This is a genomic window from Sinomonas sp. T428B (assembly GCF_056780155.1).
Window position 1 is genome coordinate 1,230,058 of record NZ_JBRAZR010000001.1, and the last position, 20,575, is coordinate 1,250,632.

General features: G+C 73.4%; 15 protein-coding genes and 1 tRNA gene. 13 read left to right on the forward strand and 3 right to left on the reverse strand.

What is annotated here, in order from left to right; all coding sequences use genetic code 11:
• Complete coding sequence (locus ACUYMY_RS05775; protein WP_481702662.1) at positions 1 to 1,494, forward strand: NAD-dependent succinate-semialdehyde dehydrogenase; 1,494 nt, start codon at positions 1 to 3, stop codon at positions 1,492 to 1,494.
• Positions 1,495 to 1,551: 57 nt separating this feature from the next.
• Here ACUYMY_RS05775 and ACUYMY_RS05780 read toward each other — a convergent pair whose 3' ends face one another.
• From ACUYMY_RS05780 to ACUYMY_RS05790, 3 genes are read right to left on the reverse strand one after another with little or no spacing between them, the layout of a single operon-like run.
• On the reverse strand, positions 1,552 to 3,939 hold the full coding sequence (locus ACUYMY_RS05780) for a transglutaminase TgpA family protein (RefSeq protein WP_481702663.1): 2,388 nt from the start codon (positions 3,937 to 3,939) through the stop codon (positions 1,552 to 1,554).
• On the reverse strand, positions 3,936 to 5,357 hold the full coding sequence (locus ACUYMY_RS05785) for a DUF58 domain-containing protein (protein ID WP_481702664.1): 1,422 nt from the start codon (positions 5,355 to 5,357) through the stop codon (positions 3,936 to 3,938). Before ACUYMY_RS05785 ends, ACUYMY_RS05780 begins: the two co-directional genes overlap by 4 nt.
• A gap of 12 nt (positions 5,358 to 5,369) precedes the next feature.
• Positions 5,370 to 6,464: an AAA family ATPase gene (locus ACUYMY_RS05790; protein ID WP_481702665.1), complete on the reverse strand. Its 1,095-nt coding sequence runs from the start codon at positions 6,462 to 6,464 to the stop codon at positions 5,370 to 5,372.
• A 125-nt stretch (positions 6,465 to 6,589) separates the two neighbouring features.
• Here ACUYMY_RS05790 and ACUYMY_RS05795 point away from each other — a divergent pair, with 125 nt between their 5' ends.
• The 12 genes from ACUYMY_RS05795 (at position 6,590) to ACUYMY_RS05850 (ending at position 20,568) form a co-directional block, all read left to right on the forward strand.
• Entirely contained in the window at positions 6,590 to 7,546 is a 957-nt protein-coding gene (locus ACUYMY_RS05795) for a TatD family hydrolase (RefSeq protein WP_481702666.1), read from the forward strand.
• Between the two features lie 248 nt (positions 7,547 to 7,794).
• On the forward strand, positions 7,795 to 8,955 hold the full coding sequence (locus tag ACUYMY_RS05800) for a ubiquitin-like domain-containing protein (protein ID WP_481702667.1): 1,161 nt from the start codon (positions 7,795 to 7,797) through the stop codon (positions 8,953 to 8,955).
• 149 nt (positions 8,956 to 9,104) lie between these two features.
• On the forward strand, positions 9,105 to 9,974 hold the full coding sequence (gene rsmA / locus ACUYMY_RS05805) for a 16S rRNA (adenine(1518)-N(6)/adenine(1519)-N(6))-dimethyltransferase RsmA (RefSeq protein ID WP_481702668.1): 870 nt from the start codon (positions 9,105 to 9,107) through the stop codon (positions 9,972 to 9,974).
• A gap of 10 nt (positions 9,975 to 9,984) precedes the next feature.
• Positions 9,985 to 10,965: a 4-(cytidine 5'-diphospho)-2-C-methyl-D-erythritol kinase gene (locus ACUYMY_RS05810; protein ID WP_481702669.1), complete on the forward strand. Its 981-nt coding sequence runs from the start codon at positions 9,985 to 9,987 to the stop codon at positions 10,963 to 10,965.
• A 57-nt stretch (positions 10,966 to 11,022) separates the two neighbouring features.
• Positions 11,023 to 12,903, forward strand: a complete 1,881-nt coding sequence (locus tag ACUYMY_RS05815; protein ID WP_481702670.1) for an ABC-F family ATP-binding cassette domain-containing protein — start codon at positions 11,023 to 11,025, stop codon at positions 12,901 to 12,903.
• Between the two features lie 114 nt (positions 12,904 to 13,017).
• Positions 13,018 to 13,230 (forward strand): hypothetical protein, encoded by a 213-nt coding sequence (locus tag ACUYMY_RS05820; RefSeq protein ID WP_481702671.1) that lies wholly within the window; start codon positions 13,018 to 13,020, stop codon positions 13,228 to 13,230.
• A gap of 154 nt (positions 13,231 to 13,384) precedes the next feature.
• Positions 13,385 to 13,456 (forward strand) — tRNA-Gln (locus ACUYMY_RS05825).
• 111 nt (positions 13,457 to 13,567) lie between these two features.
• The gene (gene glmU / locus ACUYMY_RS05830) at positions 13,568 to 15,181 is read left to right on the forward strand and encodes a bifunctional UDP-N-acetylglucosamine diphosphorylase/glucosamine-1-phosphate N-acetyltransferase GlmU (RefSeq protein ID WP_481702672.1); all 1,614 of its coding nucleotides are present in this window, start codon (positions 13,568 to 13,570) and stop codon (positions 15,179 to 15,181) included.
• Positions 15,182 to 16,162: a ribose-phosphate diphosphokinase gene (locus ACUYMY_RS05835; protein WP_345882417.1), complete on the forward strand. Its 981-nt coding sequence runs from the start codon at positions 15,182 to 15,184 to the stop codon at positions 16,160 to 16,162.
• A 260-nt stretch (positions 16,163 to 16,422) separates the two neighbouring features.
• Positions 16,423 to 17,028, forward strand: coding sequence for a 50S ribosomal protein L25/general stress protein Ctc (locus tag ACUYMY_RS05840; RefSeq protein ID WP_481702673.1), 606 nt, complete (start codon positions 16,423 to 16,425; stop codon positions 17,026 to 17,028).
• An 82-nt stretch (positions 17,029 to 17,110) separates the two neighbouring features.
• The gene (gene pth, locus ACUYMY_RS05845) at positions 17,111 to 17,698 is read left to right on the forward strand and encodes an aminoacyl-tRNA hydrolase (RefSeq protein ID WP_481702674.1); all 588 of its coding nucleotides are present in this window, start codon (positions 17,111 to 17,113) and stop codon (positions 17,696 to 17,698) included.
• Between the two features lie 149 nt (positions 17,699 to 17,847).
• On the forward strand, positions 17,848 to 20,568 hold the full coding sequence (locus ACUYMY_RS05850) for a LuxR C-terminal-related transcriptional regulator (RefSeq protein WP_481702675.1): 2,721 nt from the start codon (positions 17,848 to 17,850) through the stop codon (positions 20,566 to 20,568).
• Positions 20,569 to 20,575: the final 7 nt, after the last annotated feature.

Sequence of the window (20,575 nt, forward strand, 5' to 3'; positions counted from 1 at the left end):
GTGTCCGAGAACACCGCTGTCACCCGTGAGCGCGAGCAGGAGCTGCTCGCGTCCGTTCCGACCGGCCTGCTGATCAACGGCGAGTGGCGCGAGGCCACCGGCGGCGGCACGTTCGCCGTCGAGGACCCGGCCACCGGCGCGACGCTCCTCGAGATCGCCGACGCGACGAGCGAGGACGCCCTCGCGGCGCTCGACGCCGCGGACGCCGCCCAGGCCGCGTGGGCCCGCACGGCCCCGCGCGAGCGCGCCGAGATCCTCCGCCGCGCGTTCGAGCTCGTGACCGAGCGCGCCGAGGACTTCGCGCTCCTCATGACCCTCGAGATGGGCAAGCCGCTCGCCGAGTCCCGCGGCGAGGTCACCTACGGCGCCGAATTCCTGCGCTGGTTCTCCGAGGAGGCCGTGCGCGACTACGGCCGCTACCTCACGACCCCCGAGGGCAAGAACAAGATCCTCGTCCAGCGCAAGCCGCTGGGCCCGTGCCTGCTCATCACGCCGTGGAACTTCCCGCTCGCGATGGCCACGCGCAAGGTCGGCCCGGCCCTGGCAGCCGGCTGCACCGTCATCATCAAGCCGGCCAAGTTCACGCCGCTCACGACCCAGCTCTTCGCCGCCGTCCTCGTCGAGGCCGGCGTCCCCGCGGGCGTCGTGAACGTCGTCTCCTCCTCGAGCGCGTCCAGCATCTCCGGCCCGATCATGAAGGACTCGCGCCTGCGCAAGGTCTCCTTCACCGGCTCCACGCCGGTGGGCCGCCGGCTCATGGCGGACGCCGCCCAGAACGTGCTGCGCACCTCGATGGAGCTCGGCGGCAACGCCCCGTTCATCGTGTTCGAGGACGCGGACCTGGACAAGGCCGTCCAGGGCGCCATGGCCGCCAAGATGCGCAACATGGGCGAGGCCTGCACGGCCGCGAACCGCTTCCTCGTCCAGGAGTCCGTGGCCGAGGAGTTCACCGCCAAGTTCGCCGCCGCCATGGGCGCGCTCACGACCGGCCGCGGCACCGAGCCGGAGACCAAGGTCGGCCCGCTCATCGACGGCGGCGCCCGCAAGGACGTCCACGCGCTCGTGACCGAGGCCGTCGAGTCCGGCGCGACGGTCGCGACCGGCGGTGCCCCGATCGAGGGCGACGGCTACTTCTACGCCCCCACGGTCCTCGCGAACGTCCCGAACGACGCCGCGATCCTGCAGAACGAGATCTTCGGCCCCGTCGCCCCGATCACCACGTTCGCCACCGAGGAGGACGCGATCCGCCTCGCCAACGCGAGCGAGTACGGCCTCGCCTCGTACCTGTACACCCGCGACTACGCCCGCATGTTCCGCGTGGCCGAGCAGATCGAGTTCGGCATGGTCGGCTTCAACGCCGGCGTCATCTCGAACGCGGCGGCCCCGTTCGGCGGCGTCAAGCAGTCCGGCCTCGGCCGCGAGGGCGGCGCCGAGGGCATCGCGGAGTACACGACGACGCAGTACATCGGGATCGCGGACCCCTACGCGGGCTGATCGCTCCACGGGACCCCTACGCGCAGTAGCAGCGGCAGCCACCCACGGTCCTGACGCTCACCGGTCCCGCAGCCGCCGCCACGCGGCCGCAGCCCTGGCCCCCGCAGCCCTCGCTGCGGGGGCCAGCGGCGTCAGCGGGCGCACCACGGCGCGGCCCGCGCGCGTGAGCCCGCGGCCGGACGCACGCAGCGCCCGCGCGAGCGCGGCGAAGGACGACGGCGGGAGCGCGGCGATGCGGGCCCGGTGCACGGGCCGCTGGGCGCGCCGCCCGGCGCGGTGCACGTCCGCGACCGCCCGCCGGGCGGCATCCTCGTCCGGCTCGTAGCCGGGGCGGCCGAACTCGTGGCGCTCGTACTCCCGGGTGAGGGTCGCGAGGGCATGGCGGAGACTGCCGTCGTGGCCCTCCCAGGCCTCGAGCCGCTGCGCGTAGGCCCGCGGGGTGTCCGCGGGGTGGGGCGCGAGACCGTGGTCGACGCCGACGGCCTCGAGCTCCTCCCAGATGCCGTCGAGCCCGCGCGCGAGCCGCCGGCGGCGCTGGGCGGCGCGGGCCGCCGCGGGGAGGACGCCGAGCAGCACGGTCCCCAGGACGGCGAGGGCGGCCAGCGCGGCGGGCACCCAGGGCGTGCCCTGCCCAGCCCCGCCCTGGCCCGGCCCGGAGGGCTGCGGAGTGGTGCCCGGCGCGGTCCCGAGCGCGCCCGGGATGAGGCCGTCGTTGAGGTCGTCGAAGTTGGTCCCCGTGCCGGTGCCGAGCGCGTCGGTGAGCGCATACGACGGCGTGATGCCGCGCGAGGGCGTGGGCTCGAACGGGACCCAGCCGAGCCCCTCGAAGTACAGCTCCGGCCACGCGTGCGCGTCCCGGCCGTCGACCGAGAACTCCGGGAGCGCGCCCGGGCCGGGCACCGAGATGGTCTGGCCGGTGGGCCGCCCGGGCGCGAAGCCGACGGCGATCCGGCTCGGGATCCCGACGATGCGTGACATGACGGCCATGGCCGCCGAGAAGTGGATGCAGTATCCGGAGCGCTTCTCGAGGAAGGTCTCGAGGACCTCCATCCCGGTCCCGTCGTAGCCGTCGTCCACGGGGGTCTGCTCCGAGTACTGGAACGTGCGCAGGTAGGCCTGGAGGGCCAGGGCGCGCCCGTAGGCGGACTCGGCGTTCGCGGTGACCGTCTCGGCCGTCGCGCGCACGCTGCCCGGAACCCCCCGCGGGACGCTCTGGACGGTCTGCCCGATCCCACGCGGCGCGGCGCGGGCCGCGGCAAGCGCCGCCGGCGTGAGCTCGGGCATGACCGAGCGGACCACGTAGAACTGGTCGCGGCTCGAGCCGGGCTCGCCCTTGATGCTCAGGTCCTGCGGGTCCCAGCCGAACCGGCCGCGCTCGCCCTCGACGGCGATCGGCGCGTAGGGCGCCGGCAGGTACGGACTCGTGAACCCTCCGGTCGCGACGACGGTCGTGGTTGCAGCGATCGTGGCCGCGCCCGCGAGCGAGACCCGCTGGGTGATCGACGCGAGCGGATACTCGAGCTCGTCGTCGCGGTTCTCGGGCCCCCACGTCCCGCCGTCGAACTCCTCGACGGTGACGGTACGCAGGTAGACGGGCCCGCTCGCGTCCGTCGCGTAGCGCAGGATGCCCACGCCCTCGGCGCTGCGCAGGTCGTTGCCGAGCGTGATGAGCGGGTTGAGGCCCACGTTCTGTCCGAGGCTGCGCAGCCGCGAGCCCTCGGGGAAGAGGCCCCTGTCGAAGCCGGGGACGACCTGCGGGAGCACGAGGGTGCCGGCGACGATCGCGGCGGCGAGGGCCGCGACCCGGCCGGGGGAGACGGCAGCCGCGGCGCGCTCGCCGGGCGGGCGTGGGCCGCCGAGCGCCGTGGCCTCGTCGGGGCGGGCGGTCGCGAGCAGCCCGAGGTAGCCGGCCGCCGCCGCGGCGAACCCTGCGGCGCCGATGCTCTGCGGCTTGAGGACGGCCGGGACGACGAGGGCCGCGAGGATCGCGATCCCGGAGATGGCCGGGAGCCGGCACGAGAGCGCGATGGTCTCGGCAACGAGCGCGATGAGCCCGAGGGCCCCCGCGAGCACGGCCGCGATGCCGACGTTCGGCGCCGCCGGGACCGTGTCGAAGACCACCGTGTCCCAGGCCTGCGCGAGGGCCTCCCGGGCCGCGCCGGCCGTCTCGGCGCCGGGGATGAACCCCCCGATGCTCTGGGAGCGGAAGAACATGTTGCACATCGCCGCCGTCCAGCCCGCAAGCCCCGCGAGGGCCACGGCCACCGGATGCCAGCGCAGGGCGCGGGCGACGGCGGCCGCGCCCAGGGCTCCGCAGGCGACGACGGCGACGGGGTACAGCCAGCTGTAGCCGCGCAGCACGCCCGCGTAGGCGACCGACCCGCCCACGACCGAGAGGGCGAGCGAGAGCTCGGCGCCGCCGTGGCTCCAGCGCGGGGGGCTCACGAGGCCCCCCTCGAGTGGGCTGAACCGTGTGCAGCGGCGCCCGGGGCGTGCGGAGCGGCCGGCTCGTCGACCGTGAGCGCGAGCCACGCGGCGTCGACCGCCATCCGGGGCGTCGCCTCGGCCACGCGCCACCCGGCGTCCCGCAGCACCTCCGCCGCCGCCTGCGATCCGCCCGCGCGGGAGGTGACGATGAGTGCGAGGGCGCGGTCGGCGAAGGCCGCCGCGGGGGCGAGCATCGACGCTGCCGGGGCATCGGTCGCGCCGAGGACGACGACGATCGGCCCGCGCGAGCGGTGGGCGTCGAGCCGGTCAAGGAGGAGCTCGGAAAAGCCGACGGAGGCAGCTGAGGGGGCACCGGTCTGGTCGCCGGCCTGGTCCGCCGGGCGGTGGGCCTGCTGCCCGGGGCCGGGGGAGCGGGGCGCGATCGCGGCGAGGCCCTCCGCGATCGAGGCGAGGCCGTCGGGGCCCGAGTACGAGGGCGCGTCCGGCTCGGGCGCGGACTCCGAGTGGGCGAGCGCGAGCCCGCCCGCGGTGTCGAGCAGCCGCAGCGAGTAGTCGCGCTCGGCGAGGTGGGCGGCGACCGACATGGCGGCCGTGACGGCCCATTCGAACGCCGGCGACTCGGGCCCCTCGCCGGAGGCGTGGGCCATGCCGGGGAACGCCTGGCGGCGCACGTCCAGCACGAGGGTCGCCTCGGGCGACGTCGCGGACTCCTCCTGCCGGACCATGAGCTCGCCGTGCCGCGCGGTCGCGGCCCAGTGGACCCGCCGCATGGGGTCGCCGTGGCGGTACTCGCGGGTCATGACGTCGTCGTCGCTCGGGGTCGACTGGACGCGGGTCGCGACGACGCCGTCCGCGCCCCGGGTGCCGGAGAGCACCGCCGCGGCGAGTGCGACCGAGGCCGGGGTCACGACGAGCCGGGTCGCGTCCCCGATCCGGCTGTGCCGCTCGGCGAGGCCGAACGGGTCCGTGTACCGGGCCTCCACGGGCCCGATCAGGTACACCCCCCGCCGTGGGCAGCCGAGCTGGTACCGGTAGCTGCTGAAGCCGTCCCGGGCGACCGATTGCCCGGGGTAGAGGAAGGCCGGGCCCGTGCCGAGCGTCGCGGGCAGGTGCTCGGCCATCGACATGCGGCCGGCGAGCAGGCCGCTGTGCCTCAGGCGCAGGCTCACCTCGGTCGTGGTGCCGGCCTCGACGACGTCGGGCCGCGGCACCCGCCGGACCTCCATCGACGGGCGGAAGAGCAGGTTGGACGCGAGGGCCGCGACGGGGACGAGCGAGAGGAAGACGGTCAGCTGCAGGAGGTCCCGCCGGCCCATGACCTGGGCCGCGATGAGCGCGAGGACGGCGGCCGCGACGAACCCCCACCCGCGGGGCGTGAGCGCACCCTTCCAGTCGGTCCGGGCACCCGTGCGCATCGTGCGCCTCCCTCAGCCCCTGCGCCGCGGGGCGGATGGGCCGGAGGCCGGCACGGGCACCGAGGCCACGATCCCCTCGAGGATCCCCGCCGGGGTGAGGCCGCTGCCAGCGGCCCTGCGGTCGAGGACGAGCCGGTGGGCGAGCACGGCAGGGGCCATGACCGCGACGTCGTCCGGGAGGACGAAGTCGCGCCCCGACAGCGCCGCCCGGGCCTTCGCCGCGCGCAGGAGCTGGAGGACGGCACGGGGGCTCGCCCCGAGCCGAAGGCGCTCGCTGGCACGGGTGGCCCGCCCGAGCGCCACGGTGTACTCCTTGACGGGGGCCGAGACGAACACGGCCCGGACCGTCGAGGCCATCGCACGGACCTCGTCCTCGCTCACGACCGGCTCGAGCCGGACGAGCGGGGAGACGGACTGGTGGTTCTCGAGCATCTCGGCCTCGGCGGCGGCGTCCGGGTAGCCCATCGAGATGCGCGCCATGAAGCGGTCCCGCTGGGCCTCGGGGAGGGGGTAGGTGCCCTCCATCTCGATGGGGTTCTGCGTCGCGACGACCATGAACGGCTCGCTCAGGGCGTAGGACGTGCCGTCCACGGTGACCTGGTGCTCCTCCATGCACTCGAGGAGCGCGGACTGGGTCTTGGCGGAGGCGCGGTTGATCTCGTCGCCGATCACGATGTTCGCGAAGACGGGGCCGGGTCGGAACTCGAACTGCCGCGTGGCCTGGTTGTAGACGGAGACGCCCGTGACGTCGCTCGGCAGGAGGTCCGGGGTGAACTGGATCCGGCTCACCGTGCAGTCGATGGTCCGGGCGAGGGTCTTGGCGAGCATCGTCTTGCCCACGCCCGGGACGTCCTCGACGAGGAGGTGCCCCTGGGCGAGGAGCACCGTCAGGGCCAGCTCGGCGGCCGCGGACTGGCCGTCCATGACCTGCCCGATCGCCGCGAGGATGCCGGTGCACAGCGGGCCGAAGCGGTCCGGGTCCATGGGCTCGGCGTCGCGCGGCGCGCCTGCGGGGGAGGCCGGCGGGCCCTGTTCCGGGCGTCGGACCGGGCGCAGGGCCGTGACGTGCTCGCCGATCCCGGCCTGGCCGCTGTGGTGGACGTCCATGGGTCCCCCTCCTGGGAATGCCTTGTGACCCCCGTCACGCTATGAGACACGTTACCCGCTGGCCGCCGGACCGGCACCCGGCGTCCAGTCCGGACCCCTGACGGAACCCCTCTAGAGTGGAGGCCATGTGCTCTTCCCTGCCCCCCGCCGCCTACCGCTGGACCGACGACGCAGACGCAGAAGACGCAGCGGCCGGGGGAGCGGGCGGGCATGACCGCCGTGCAGCGACGGACGAGTCGGGCCGCCGGCGCAGGCTCGAGTACCCGCCGGCCCCGGAGCCCCTCCCTGTCCCGGTCGTGGACAACCACACGCACTTGAACTTCCGCGACGGGCTTGTCGAGGTCGGTGTCCGGGACGCGCTCGACGCCGCCGAGGCCGTCGGCGTGGGCCGCGCCGTCCAGGTCGGCTGCGACCTCCCCTCGTCCCGCTTCACCGTCCAGGCGGTCGAGGCGGACGCGCGGCTGCTCGGCGCCGTCGCCCTCCACCCGAACGACGCCCCGCGGTACGCGGCCCGCGGCGAGCTCGAGACGGCCTACGCCGAGATCGAGGCCCTCGCGGCCCACCCCCGGGTCCGGGCGATCGGCGAGACGGGGCTCGACTTCTTCCGCACGAAGGGCGAGGCCCTGACGGTCCAGTTCGACTCGTTCCGCTGGCACATCGACCTCGCGAAGCGGCTCGGAAAGACCCTCCAGATCCACGACCGCGACGCGCACGACGACGTCGTCCGCGTCCTCGCCGAGGAGGGCGCTCCCGAGCGGGTCGTGTTCCACTGCTTCTCGGGGGACGAGGAGCTCGCGCGCTTGTGCAACGAGCACGGCTGGTTCATGTCCTTCTCGGGGACCATGACGTTCAAGAACGCCGACGACCTCCGCCGGGCCCTCGCGATCGCCGAGCCCTCGCGCCTCCTCGTCGAGACGGACTCGCCGTTCCTCACCCCCCACCCGTACCGCGGCCGGCCCAACGCGAGCTACATGGTGCCGTACACGGTCCGGGCCATGGCCGAGGAGCTCGGCGCGGACCTCGCTCAGCTGTGCGGGCGGCTGGCCGCGAACACCGAGGAGGCCTACGGCAGCTGGGACTGACGCGCCACGCCTCGTCATCATTCCGTGACCTCATTTGGCCCTGCATAACTTTTTGATTACAGTGGGTCCAACAGCCGGGGTCGGAGCAGGCCGCCGGACGCTCGCCCTCGGCCATCCGGCCAGCGCACTCCCGGGCGGGAAGCTGCACTGGCGCGCGTCCGCCGTCGTACGACGGCGGGCTGATCCACCATGCCTCTGCCGCCCGTCCGTCGCCCACCGTGCCCGGGTGGATCGACGATCGGGCACCTGTGAAGAGAGACTCCGCGCACCGCGCACTGACGACGACCCCTCCGCGCCCCAAGCGCTCCCCCCTCCGGATCGCGGGGCAGGCCGCCGTGGTGGCCGCCTTGGCCGTGGGGACCACGGCGTTCGTGGCCAACAGCAAGACGGTCACGCTGACCGTGGACGGACAGGCCAGCACCGTGACGACCTTCGCGGGGACGGTCGGACAGATCGTCGAGAGCGCGGACGTGGACGTCAGCGACGGCGACCGCATCACGCCGTCGCTCGACGCCTCGGTCGCCAACGGCTCCGTGATCACCGTCAGCCGGGCCAAGCAGGTCACGGTCCAGCTCGACGGCGCCGAGCGCACCGTCGAGACGACCGGCGCGAACGTGGACGAGCTCGTCGCTGAGCTCGGGGTCGCCTCGAGCTCCGTCGTCTCGCTCCACGGCGGCACGCAGCTCGCGACCGAGGGCACCGTCGTGCAGATCACGACGCCGAAGGACGTCACGGTCGTCGTCGACGGCCGCCCGGTCACGCGCACGACGACGGCCGCGACGGTCGCCGATCTCCTGGCCGAGCTCGAGATCGCCCCAGGCCCCGGCGACCGCATCTCCGCCCCGGCCGCCTCGCCCCTCGTGGCGAACATGGCCCTCAAGATCACGCGCGTCGACGTCTCCGAGGCGCCGGCCGTGACCGAGACGCTCCCCTTCAGCACCGAGAAGACCGAGTCGGCGGAGCTGACCGAGGGTGAGAGCAAGGTGGTCCAGAAGGGCGTCGCGGGCACGGTCGAGAAGCAGTACCGCGTCGTGTCCCTCGACGGCCGCGAGGCCACCCGGACGCTCGTCTCCGAGACGGTCACGAAGGAGCCGGTCGCGCAGAAGGTCCTCGTCGGGACCAAGCCCAAGAGCCAGAACACCGGTGCCGCGGCCCCGCCCATGGACCGCCTCGCGATGTGGGAGGCCATCGCCCAGTGCGAGTCCGGCGGACGCTGGAACATCAACAGCGGCAACGGCTACTACGGCGGGCTCCAGTTCGACATCCCCTCGTGGCTCGCGAACGGCGGCGGGCAGTACGCCCCGAACGCCTCGCTCGCGACCAAGGAGCAGCAGATCGCCGTCGCCAACACGTATTACGACAAGGCCGGCCTGTCACCGTGGGGCTGCCGCCACGTTGTGGGGGGCTGAGGCCGGCGAGCCAAGGCCGGCCTGTCACCGTGGGGCTGCCGCCACGTTGTGGGGGGCTGAGGCCGCACAGAGAGGCAGCACCGAGGACACCCGAGGCCCCGGCCGGGCAGCAGCCCGGCCGGGGCCTCGCGCGTCGGTAGGATGCTCGGGTGACAGAACGCCTGCCCCTGCTCAGCGCCGCCGACATCCGCACGCTCGCGGGCGAGCTCGGGATCCGGCCCACGAAGACGCTCGGCCAGAACTTCGTGATCGACGGCAACACGATCCGTCGGATCGTCGCCGCCGCGAAGGTCGACCCCGAGGAGACGGTGCTCGAAGTCGGTCCCGGGCTCGGCTCCCTGACCCTCGGGCTCCTCGACGCTGCCGCCCACGTCGTCGCGATCGAGATCGACCCCGTCCTGGCCGGACGCCTGCCCGCGACGGTCGCGCGGTGGCGGCCGCACGCCGTCGGCCGCTTCGACCTCGTGCTCAAGGACGCGCTCAAGGTCACCGAGCTGCCCGCAGGGCGCTCTTCCGCGCCGACGGCGCTCGTCGCGAACCTCCCGTACAACGTCGCCGTCCCCGTGGTCCTGCACCTGCTCGAGCATTTCCCGAGCCTCCGACACGGCCTCGTCATGGTCCAGGAGGAGGTCGCGGACCGCCTCGCGGCCGAGCCCGGGTCCAAGGTCTACGGCGTCCCGAGCGTCAAGGCCGCGTGGTACGGCACGATGCGCAAGGCCGGCGTGATCGGCATGAACGTCTTCTGGCCGGCGCCGAAGATCCACTCGGGGCTCGTGGGCTTCTCCCGCACCGAGCCGCCGCGCACGACGGCGACGCGCGCCGAGGTCTTCGCCGTCATCGACGCGGCGTTCGCGCAGCGGCGCAAGACCCTCCGCGCGGCGCTCGCTGGCTGGGCCGGCAGCGGCGCCGATGCCGAGCGGATCCTCGTCGCCGCGGGCGTCGACCCCAAGGCCCGGGGCGAGGTGCTCGGCATCGAGGACTTCGCGCGCATCGCCGAGCAGCGCACGGCCGGCCGATAGCGTGGGGGGCATGCGCACACCACCCCCAGGACTCAGCACCGGCCAGCCCCGCAGGCAGCGCTCGGTCCGGGCCAAGGCCCCCGGCAAGGTCAACGTCTCGCTCCAGGTCGGCCCGCTGCGGCCGGACGGCTACCACTCCGTGGCCAGCGTGTACCTGGCGGTCTCGCTCTTCGAGGAGGTCACGGCCACGAGCACGCCCCAGCCGGGCATCACGGTGAGCCTGAGCCCCGAGAGCACGCTGGACCTCGAGGGCGTGGAGATCCCGCTCGACGAGCGCAACCTCGCCGTCAGGGCCGCCCGGCTCATGGCGGACGTGTCCGAGGGGGCCACGGGCGTCCACCTCGAGATCACCAAGCGCGTGCCCGTCGCCGGCGGGATGGGCGGCGGATCGGCCGACGCCGCCGCGACCCTCCTCGCGTGCGACGCCCTCTGGGACAGCGGCCTGTCCAAGGAGGAGCTCGCCCACCTCGCCGCGGAGCTCGGCGCAGACGTGCCGTTCGCGCTCCTCGGCGGGGCCGCCGTCGGGCTCGGGGTGGGGGATCAGCTCTCGCCGGCGCTCGCGAGCGCGCGCCTCGACTGGGTCCTCGTGCCCGCCGACTACGGCCTCAGCACCCCGGCCGTGTTCGCCGAGCTCGACAGGCTCAGGGATGCCGGGGGCATCGTCGCCCCCGAGCCGACGGAGGTCGAGCCCGAGATCCTCGCGGCCCTGCGCAGCGGCGACGCGGGCCGGCTCTCCCACCTGCTCGTGAACGACCTCCAGCGCGCAGCAATCGAGCTGGCCCCGGGGCTGCGCGAGACGCTCGGCTGGGCGGACTCGCACGGCGCGCTCGCGTCCCTCGTCTCCGGCTCCGGGCCGACCGTGGCGCTCCTCGCGCGCGACGCCGAGGCAGCGGCGGAGCTCGTGGACGCCCTCGCCCACCGCGGCGTCGAGGCCCGCGCGGTGCACGGCCCGGTTCCGGGCGCGCGGATCCTGAGCGATACCCTGCTGTAGTTCGCTTTTCCCGGCCTCCCACTCACCCGGCCGACTCCACAGAAGGACACCCATCCCTTGGCACACCTGCTCGGCGGCGAGAACCTCAGCATCTCCTTCGGCACCCGCACGGTGCTCGACGGCGTCACGGTGGGGCTCGACGAGGGCCACCGGATCGGGATCGTGGGCCGCAACGGCGACGGCAAGTCCACGCTCATGCGCCTCCTCGCCCAGCGGCTCGAGCCGGACGCCGGCCGGGTCACGCGGCGCCGCGACGTCAACGTCGGCTACCTCGACCAGAGCGACGTGCTCGACGGCGACCTCACGGTCGGCGTCGCGATCGTCGGCGACCGCGCCGACTACGAGTGGGCCTCGAACCCGAAGATCCGGGACATCATGGGCGGCCTCGTCGAGGACGTCGACTGGCACGCCCAGGTGCGCTCCCTCTCCGGCGGGCAGAAGCGCCGGGTCGCCCTGGCGAAGCTCCTCATCGAGCCCCACGACGTCATCATGCTCGACGAGCCGACGAACCACCTCGACGTCGAGGGCGTCGCGTGGCTCGCGCGGCACCTCAAGACCCGCTGGCGTGCGAACGAGGGCGCGTTCCTCGTCGTGACCCACGACCGCTGGTTCCTCGACGAGGTCTGCACCGACACGTGGGAGGTGCACGACGGGATCGTCGACCCGTTCGACGGCGGGTACGCGGCCTACGTCCTGGCCCGCGCCGAGCGCGACCGCGCGGCCGCCGTGGTCGAGTCCAAGCGGCAGAACCTCATGAAGAAGGAGCTCGCGTGGCTCCGGCGCGGCGCCCCGGCCCGCACGTCGAAGCCGAAGTTCCGCATCGAGGCCGCCAACGCCCTCATCGCCGACGTGCCCGAGCCGCGGGACACCGTCGCCCTGTCCCGCATGGCGACGGCGCGCCTGGGCAAGGACGTCATCGACCTCGAGGACGTGACACTGTCCTACTCGGGCGACGGCGGGCTGGATTCTGCGGCTCCGCCGCTCTTCGACGGCATCACCCTGCGCCTCGCGCCGGGGGAGCGCGTGGGCATCGTCGGCGTCAACGGCGCGGGCAAGTCGACGCTCCTGCGGCTCCTCTCGGGCGAGATCGCGCCGACCTCGGGGCGCGTCAAGCGCGGCAAGACGGTCGTGCCCGCGGTGCTGAGCCAGGAGGTCCGCGAGCTCGACGACGTCGCCGACCTGCGCGTGGTCGAGCTCATCCAGCGCGAGAAGCAGACCTTCAGCGTGGGCGGCAAGGAGCTCACGGCGGGCCAGCTCGTCGAGCAGCTGGGCTTCACGAACGAGAAGCAGTGGACCCGCATCTCCGAGCTCTCCGGCGGCGAGCGGCGCCGCCTGCAGCTCCTGCGCCTGCTCGTCGGCGAGCCCAACGTGCTCATGCTCGACGAGCCCACGAACGACCTCGACACGGACACGCTCGCCGCGGTCGAGGACGTGCTCGACGGCTGGCCGGGAACGCTCGTCGTCGTGAGCCACGACCGCTACCTCCTCGAGCGCGTCACCGACCACCAGCTCGCCCTCCTCGGCGACGGCCGCATCCGGGACCTGCCCGGCGGCGTCGAGCAGTACCTCGCCCTTCGGGAGGCGGCGCTCGCCGCGTCAGGGGCAGCGGGAGCGGGAGCCGGCGGCGCGGGGCCGGTGGGCGTGGGCGGCGCCCAGGGCGGCGGCAGCACGACGTCGTCCACTGCCCAGAGTGCGGAGGCCTCGGCCCCGTCCCGGTTCACCGAGGCCGAGAAGCGCGAGGCGCGCAAGGAGCTCTCGCGCATCGAGCGCCAGCTGGGGAAGATCGCGGAGCGCGAGGAGAAGCTGCACGCGCAGATGGCCGCCTCCGCCGAGGACTACGCGAAGCTCGGCGAGCTCAACACCGAGCTGACGGGCCTCGTGGCCCAGAAGGAGGAGCTCGAGCTGGCCTGGCTCGAGGCCTCCGAGGTCCTCGAGTAGCGAACTTTCCGCCACGGCCGATCGTTTACCGCGAGGTAACCCCCCGTGCGCCTCGGGCCCTTAGGCTCGCCACAGCGCCAGCAGGGGGATGGACGACGAAAGGCGGAACAGCGCATGGTCGAGCGCAGCGACGACTTCATCAGCGTGGTGCCCGGTGACGCCGTGACGGTCTCGGCGCCCGGCCGGCTCCACCTGAGCGGCGTGGTCGAGGACAAGGCCGCCGACGGCTCGGTCCTGTGGGTCCGCGAGGATGGCGGCCAGGGCCGGCACATGGTCCACGTCACCGACTTCGCCCACGTCGCGCGCCGAGGGCCCGCTGCCGGCTGAACCGGGACTGGGCCGGAAGCCCAACCCGCGCCGGGCGCCTCGCCGCTCCCCGGCGGCCCCGTGCAGGCGGCGGCGCCATCCGTGGCAGAATTGAGCACTGTGCCGCTGCGTCGCGTGCGCGCGCCCGCCCCCGGGCCCGCCCGACGCACCGCACTCCGCCCTGGTGTAACGGCAGCACGCCGGCCTTTGGAGCCGTGCAGTCTAGGTTCGAATCCTAGGGGCGGAACGTGGCGCCGCCGTCGACGCGGGCATGCCGGGCCCCAGGAGCCCCGGTGGGCCCGGCGGGAACGGCGGGCAGCCACACGCCGGAGCCGATCGACCAGGAGAGCCAGCGACCGTGAATGGTGACACCCCCGGACAGAGCGCACCCGCATCACAGGCGCCGGAGGCGCAGGAACCGGAGGTTCGGCATCCTGCAGCGGTGATCGTGCTCGCGGCCGGCGCCGGCACGCGCATGAAGTCCCGCACCCCCAAGATCCTCCACCAGCTCGGCGGGCGCTCGATGGTCGCGCACGCGATCGCGGCCGCCGCCGGCCTCGCACCCGGCCGGCTCGCCGCCGTCGTCCGCCACGAGCGGGACCTCGTGGCCGAGCACATCGCCGCGATCGACCCGAGCATCCTCGTCGTCGACCAGGACGACCTGCCGGGCACCGGGCGGGCCGTCGAGGTCGCCCTCGACGCGCTCGACGCCGAGCTGGCCTCCGCGGGTGAGCAGGGCGGGCTCGCCGGGACCGTCGTGGTCACGTACGGCGACGTCCCCCTCCTGACCACCGAGCTGCTCGCCGAGCTCGTCGCGGCGCACGAGGCCGGGGGCAACGCCGTGACCGTCCTGACCGCGGTGCTCGACGACCCGACAGGCTACGGCCGGATCCTGCGCGGCGAGGACGGCACCGTCACGGGCATCCGCGAGCACAAGGACGCGACCGAGGCCGAGCGCGCCGTCCGCGAGGTCAACTCGGGCATCTACGCGTTCGACGCCGGCACGCTGCGCACGGCCCTGCGCAAGGTCACGACCGAGAACGCCCAGGGCGAGAAGTACCTCACCGACGTCCTCGTGATCGCGAGCGAGGCCGGCGGCCGCGTCGAGGCCGTCGTGACCCACGACCGCTGGCAGGTCGAGGGCGCCAACGACCGCGTCCAGCTCGCAGCCCTCGCCCGCGAGCACAACCGGCGCACCGTCGAGGCGTGGATGCGCGCGGGCGTGACCGTCGTCGACCCGGCCACGACCTGGATCGACGCGACCGTCCGCCTCGCCGAGGACGTGACCGTCAAGCCCAACACCCAGCTGCACGGCGCGACGGTCGTCGAGCGCGACGCCGTGATCGGCCCCGACACGACGCTCACGGATGTGCTCGTGGGGGAGGGCGCGACCGTCAAGCGCACCGACGGGACGAAGGCCGAGATCGGGCCGGGCGCGACCGTGGGCCCGTTCACGTACCTGCGCCCGGGGACCCGGCTCGGCGCCGACGGCAAGATCGGCGCGTTCTACGAGACCAAGAACGCCGAGATCGGCCGCGGCGCCAAGCTCTCCCACCTCGGCTATGTCGGCGACGCCGAGATCGGCGAGGGGACCAACATCGGCTGCGGCAACATCACGGCCAACTACGACGGCGTCAACAAGCACCGCACCGTCATCGGCGCCCACGTGCGCACGGCGTCCAACACCGTCTTCGTCGCCCCCGTGACGGTCGGCGACGGCGCCTACACGGGCGCCGGCGCCGTCGTGCGCAAGGACGTCCCCGCCGGCGCGCTCGCCCTCTCGGTCGCCCCCCAGCGCAACGCCGAGGGCTGGACGGAGGCGCACCGGCCAGGCTCGCCGTCGGCCGAAGCCGCGGCCCGGGCCCGCGGGACGCTCTCCTCCGGCTCCGCCGAGAGTGCCGCTGGCGTTGCCGCGGGCACTGCCGAACCTTCCTCCGCCGCATCCCCCCTGAAGAAAGAAGAAGGCAAGTAGATGACCGAGATCACGGCCCACGGCGAGAAGCGCCTGGTCCTCGCCTCCGGGCGTGCCCATCCGGAGCTCGCGCAGGAGATCGCCAAGGAGCTCGGCACCGAGCTGCTGCCGACCTCGGCCTACGACTTCGCCAACGGCGAGACGTACGTCCGGTTCGAGGACAGCGTGCGCGGCACCGACGCGTTCGTGATCCAGGCCCACCCGGCCCCGATCAACAACTGGATCATGGAGCAGCTGATCATGATCGATTCGCTCAAGCGCGCGAGCGCGAAGCGGATCACGGTCGTCTCGCCCTTCTACCCCTACGCCCGCCAGGACAAGAAGCACCGCGGCCGCGAGCCCATCTCGGCCCGCCTGATCTCCGACCTCTACAAGACCGCCGGCGCCGACCGGCTCATGAGCGTGGACCTGCACACGGCCCAGATCCAGGGCTTCTTCGACGGCCCCGTCGACCACCTCATGGCCATCCCCCTCCTGGCCGACTACGTGCGCACGCGCGTGGACCTCAACAAGGTCACCGTCGTCTCGCCGGACACGGGCCGCGTCCGCGTCGCCGAGCAGTGGGCCGAGCGGCTCGGGGGCGCTCCGCTCGCGTTCGTGCACAAGATGCGCGATGTCAACGTGCCGAACTCGGCCGTGTCCAAGACCGTCGTGGGCCAGATCGAGGGCCGCGACTGCGTGCTCATCGACGACATGATCGACACCGGCGGCACGATCGCCGGCGCCGTCGCGGTGCTCAAGAACGCCGGCGCCCGCTCCGTCATCATCGCCGCGACCCACGCCGTGTTCTCCGACCCGGCCGCGCAGCGCCTCGCGGAGTCCGGCGCGCGCGAGGTCGTCGTGACCAACACCCTGCCGCTGCCGCCGGAGAAGCGCTTCGAGCAGCTCACGGTCCTCTCGATCGCCCCGCTCATCGCCCGCGCGATCCACGAGGTCTTCGACGATGGCTCGGTCACGAGCCTCTTCGACGGCCGCAGCTAGCGCCCGGCCTGGCTGAGCCCAGCAGAGTACCCACGGCGAGCAGCGCACGACGGCGAGGATCACCACCCACGGTGAGCCTCGCCGTCGTGCGCTGCTCTTCTGGGCTGGTAGACTCGACGGCGAACCTTGGCGAGGGAGCGCCCGCCCGTGTGGCGCACCGTGATCGACTGGGTCTGAGAGCTCCTTCGCGATGCCCCTGGGCTGGCCGCTGGAGGTCGTGCAGACCTCGCGCCAATGACTCACCAACCGAAGGAGACATCATGAGCGAGAAGCTCGCAGCAGAGCTGCGCACCGAGTTCGGCAAGGGCTACGCCCGCCGCGCCCGCGTCGCCGGCAAGATCCCCGCCGTCATCTACGGCCACGGCGCCGAGCCGGTCCACGTCGCCCTCCCCGGCCGCGAGACCACGCTCGCCGTCCGCGTCGCCAACGCGCTCCTGACCCTCGACATCGCCGGCGACGAGCACCTCGCGATCGTCAAGGACATCCAGCGCAACGCCGTCCGCCAGACCATCGAGCACATCGACCTCCTCACCGTCCGCCGCGGCGAGAAGGTCACGGTCGACGTCCCCGTGCACGTCAACGGCGAGGTCGTCGCAGGCGCCGTGGCCAACCAGGAGGCCGTGACCGTCTCGATCGAGGCCGAGGCCACCCACCTCCCGACCGCCCTCGAGGTCTCCGTCGAGGGCCGCGAGGCCGGCCAGCACGTGCACGCCTCGGACATCCAGCTGCCCGCGGGCGTCACCCTCCTGACCGACCCCGAGACCCTCGTGGTCAACGTCTCCGAGGCCGTCGAGGTGGCCGAGGAGGAGGCTCCCGCAGAGGCCGAGGCCGCTGCCGAGGAGGCCCCGGCCGAGGCTGCCGAGTAGTCTGCTTCCGAGCGAGAAGAGGCGGCCCGTCCCAGCCGGGGCGGGCCGCCTCTTGTGCGCGGCGAGTGTGCAAGGAGAGAGCATGAGTGAGACGTGGCTCATCGTGGGCCTGGGCAACCCTGGCCCCGAATACAGCCAGAACCGGCACAACGTGGGCCAGATGGTGCTCGACGAGCTCGCCGGCCGCGTCGGCGGGAAGTTCGCCTCGCACAAGGGCGCCCGCGCGGCGGTCCTCGAGGGGCGCCTCGGCATCGGCGGCCCGCGCGTCGTCCTGGCCAAGCCGCTCACGTACATGAACGTCTCCGGCGGCCCGGCCTCGGCCCTCGCCAAGTACTACGGGATCGCCCCGGACCACGTCGTGGCAGTCCACGACGAGCTCGACATCCCCTTCAACACCGTCCGGCTCAAGATCGGGGGAGGCGAGGGCGGCCACAACGGCCTGCGCGACATCTCCAAGGCCCTCGGCACGAAGGACTACCTGCGCGTGCGCGTCGGCGTAGGACGCCCGCCCGGCCGGATGGACGCCGCCGACTTCGTGCTCCGCGACTTCAGCTCCACCGAGCGCAAGGACCTGCCCTTCCTCCTCGACGAGGCCGCGGACGCCGCCGAGATGCTCGTGAAGGACGGCCTGCTCGCCGCCCAGCAGAAGTTCCATCCTGCCAAGGCCTGAGGCGCTCCACATCTGGCCCGTTCCGGTCCCCGTGCGCTAGCGTCCAGTTCTGGTCATGGGCCCTGCCTCTGTCGGTGGGGCGCGTTGTATCGTGTCCCCACGACGTTCTCCAGGGGGACGCCGACGCTGGGGGCGGAGGTGATGAGAGGTTGGCAGCAGGCCTGTCTGATGCCGACGAGCTGCTCCGCAGCGCGAAGATGCGCGCGAGCGACAGGCTCCGCTGGGCCCGGACCGTGCGGCACCGTGAGATCACCCAAGGCGCCGCCGTCCTCGCCGACCCCCGCAGCTATGGGATCGTCATCTCCGGTGAGAACACCCTGGGCAAGTCCGCGGTCGCCTCCGCGCTGCTCGCCGACCTCGAGGGCTCGATGCACGCTGTGCGCCTGCGCAGCACGATCGTCGGCAGCGAGACGCCCTACGGCGCGCTCGCCCTCCTGCTCGCCCGGCTGCCCCCCGACGCCCAGACCGACCCCGGCTCGACGATGCGCGGGATCCTGCAGATCCTGGCCGCGGACGCCGCCGGCAAGCCGGCAGTCCTCGCGCTCGAGACCGCGAACAACCTCGACGAGCTCAGCACGGCGACGCTCATCAACATCATGATCACGGGCACCGCGAAGCTCGTCATCATCGCCGACCGCACGAGCGACCTTCCGCCCGACTTCCACTGGATGCTCACCGAGGACCGCCTGCGGGACATCCCGCTGACCGCGATCTCGCCCGAGGCGACGCTCGATGCCCTCAGCGAGCTGCTCGGCGGGCTCGTGCCGCGCACCGTGGGGCTCCAGCTGCATGCCCTCTCCCGGGGCAACCCGCAGATCCTCCTCCTGAGCGTCTCCGAGCTCCTCGACACGGGGGGCCTGCGCCCCGTCAACGGCGTGTGGACGCTGTCGTCCCACGCCGACACGAGCGGGAGCCGCCAGCTCGACGACCTCGTGCGCGCCCGCCTCGAGCGCGAGCCGGCCGAGGTCCAGACCGTCATCGAGGCCCTCGCCTGCGCCCGCCGGATGCCGCTCGAGGCGCTCACCGCCGTCTTCAACCCCGCCGTCGTGGCGGACATGGACGAGTCCGGCCTGATCACCGTCGACGAGGGCGGGAGGCATTCCGTCTCGCTCACGGATCCGTTCGTGGGCGACGTCGTACGGGGCTGGCTCTCGGTGCCCCGTCGGCGCCAGCTCCGCCAGATGCTCCTCGGTGACAGCACGCCGCCGCTCGAGAGCCTCTCGACCGTCGAACTCCTCGGCTTCGCCGCGTGGACGCGCGAGTGCCACGCGACGCTGCCCGTCGGGCACGCGATCGCCGCGGCATCGGCGTCCCTGCGGCTCTTCGACCCCCAGTTCGCGCTCGAGTGCCTCGAGGGGGTCGAGCGCGTGCCGGGGTCCTGGGTGACCGTCCAGCGGCTGCGGGCCAGGGCCTCACAGCTGCTCCAGGTCCCGCGCCAGGCCCTCGCCTACCTCGACGAGGTTTCCGCCGAAGAGCTCGAGGCCGAGTCGCCGTCGGACCTTGCGCGCTTCGTCTCGGCCCGGGCCGAGGCGATGTCCTGGATCGAGGGCCTCGGCAAGGACGTCCCCGCGATGATCGACGAGGCGAGGGCCGGGCTCAAGGCCCGTGCCGCCGCGGTCCCAGACCTGGACGATGCCGAGCTGCGGCGCGCGGCCGAGATCCTGGACCTGGCCGAGTTCGAGCACTTCGCCTTCATCGGCGAATTCGCCGAGATCATCGACCGGCTCGAGGCCGTGGTCGCAGCGCCGGAGACGGCGAACCCCGAGCTGCGGGTCGTGTTCCAGTGCATCCTCATGGAGGCCCGCACCGTCATGGGGCGCGAGCAGGAGGGCCTGGCCCTCATGCACGAGGTCTCGAGCGAGCTCGACAGCTCCGTCAGCGGGGCGCGGGCCCGCCAGGAGTTCTCGGTGCGCGGATTCAGCGTCCTGCTGCTCAACGGGCACTGGCGCCAGTGCCTCGCGCTCCTGCGCGGCTCGCCGTCCTGGCCCCTCGCCCGGATCAAGAGCATGGGCGCGGCGGTGGAGCTCGGGATCGGGGTCGCCTACGTCTACGCGGGCCGGGGGCACGAGGCCGTGCCCTCGCTCCTGTCCGCGATCGCGATGCTCGAGCAGTACCCCGTGCTCAACACCCTCGGCTCCGCCTACGCTGCCACGGCGCTCGCCTACGCCCAGCAGGGCGACGCGGCCTCGACGCGGCACTACCTCGCCAAGCTCGACGCCTGGACGGGGGTGTGCAGCTACGCGACGCAGTCCTCGATCGAGTTCTGCGCCGAGATGGCGCGCCGCTGGATCGGCGACCAGGACGCCGCCGCCCGGCTCATCCAGTCCGCGCGCGAGGACGTCCGCAAGGGCCGGTGGACGCGGGCCGGGATCAAGCTCGTCGGAGCGACCGTGGAGGCGTCCGACGACGTGCTCGAGTTCCTCGAGGATGTGTGCGCCCACCGTCAGGGCGCCCTCGCGAAGCTGGGCCTCCTGCTGGCCCGCGGGACGCGCACCGGGAGCCTCGCCGACCTGACGGGCGCGGCGGACATCGCGGCCAGCCTCGAGCTCGACGCGCTCGAGGCCCGCTGCGTGGCCATCGGCATCGACTGCTCGCGTGCTTCGGAGGACCCTGTGTCCGCCCGCATCATGCAGGCGCGCCTCGACCGGCTCGCCGGCCGGGTCCCCGTGCTGCCGGTCATCCCCAGCCGTGCCCTGCCGGTGCTCACCCAGCGCGAGCGCGAGGTCGCGATCCTCGCCGCGCGGGGGACGTCGAACCGGCAGATCGCGGAGGACCTGGGGCTGTCCGTGCGCACGGTCGAGGGGCATCTGTACCAGGTGTTCGCGAAGCTCGCGGTGTCGACACGCACCGAACTCTCGGAGGTGCTGTGAGGGGGCG

Coding starts and splice junctions, on each gene's coding strand:
- ACUYMY_RS05785 (WP_481702664.1), bottom strand. CDS start 5,357: ATGCGCACGGGTGCCCGGACCGACTGGAAGGGTGCGCTCACGCCCCGC.
- ACUYMY_RS05790 (WP_481702665.1), bottom strand. CDS start 6,464: ATGGACGTCCACCACAGCGGCCAGGCCGGGATCGGCGAGCACGTCACG.
- ACUYMY_RS05795 (WP_481702666.1), top strand. CDS start 6,590: ATGTGCTCTTCCCTGCCCCCCGCCGCCTACCGCTGGACCGACGACGCA.
- ACUYMY_RS05810 (WP_481702669.1), top strand. CDS start 9,985: ATGCGCACACCACCCCCAGGACTCAGCACCGGCCAGCCCCGCAGGCAG.
- ACUYMY_RS05820 (WP_481702671.1), top strand. CDS start 13,018: ATGGTCGAGCGCAGCGACGACTTCATCAGCGTGGTGCCCGGTGACGCC.
- ACUYMY_RS05835 (WP_345882417.1), top strand. CDS start 15,182: ATGACCGAGATCACGGCCCACGGCGAGAAGCGCCTGGTCCTCGCCTCC.
- ACUYMY_RS05840 (WP_481702673.1), top strand. CDS start 16,423: ATGAGCGAGAAGCTCGCAGCAGAGCTGCGCACCGAGTTCGGCAAGGGC.
- pth (WP_481702674.1), top strand. CDS start 17,111: ATGAGTGAGACGTGGCTCATCGTGGGCCTGGGCAACCCTGGCCCCGAA.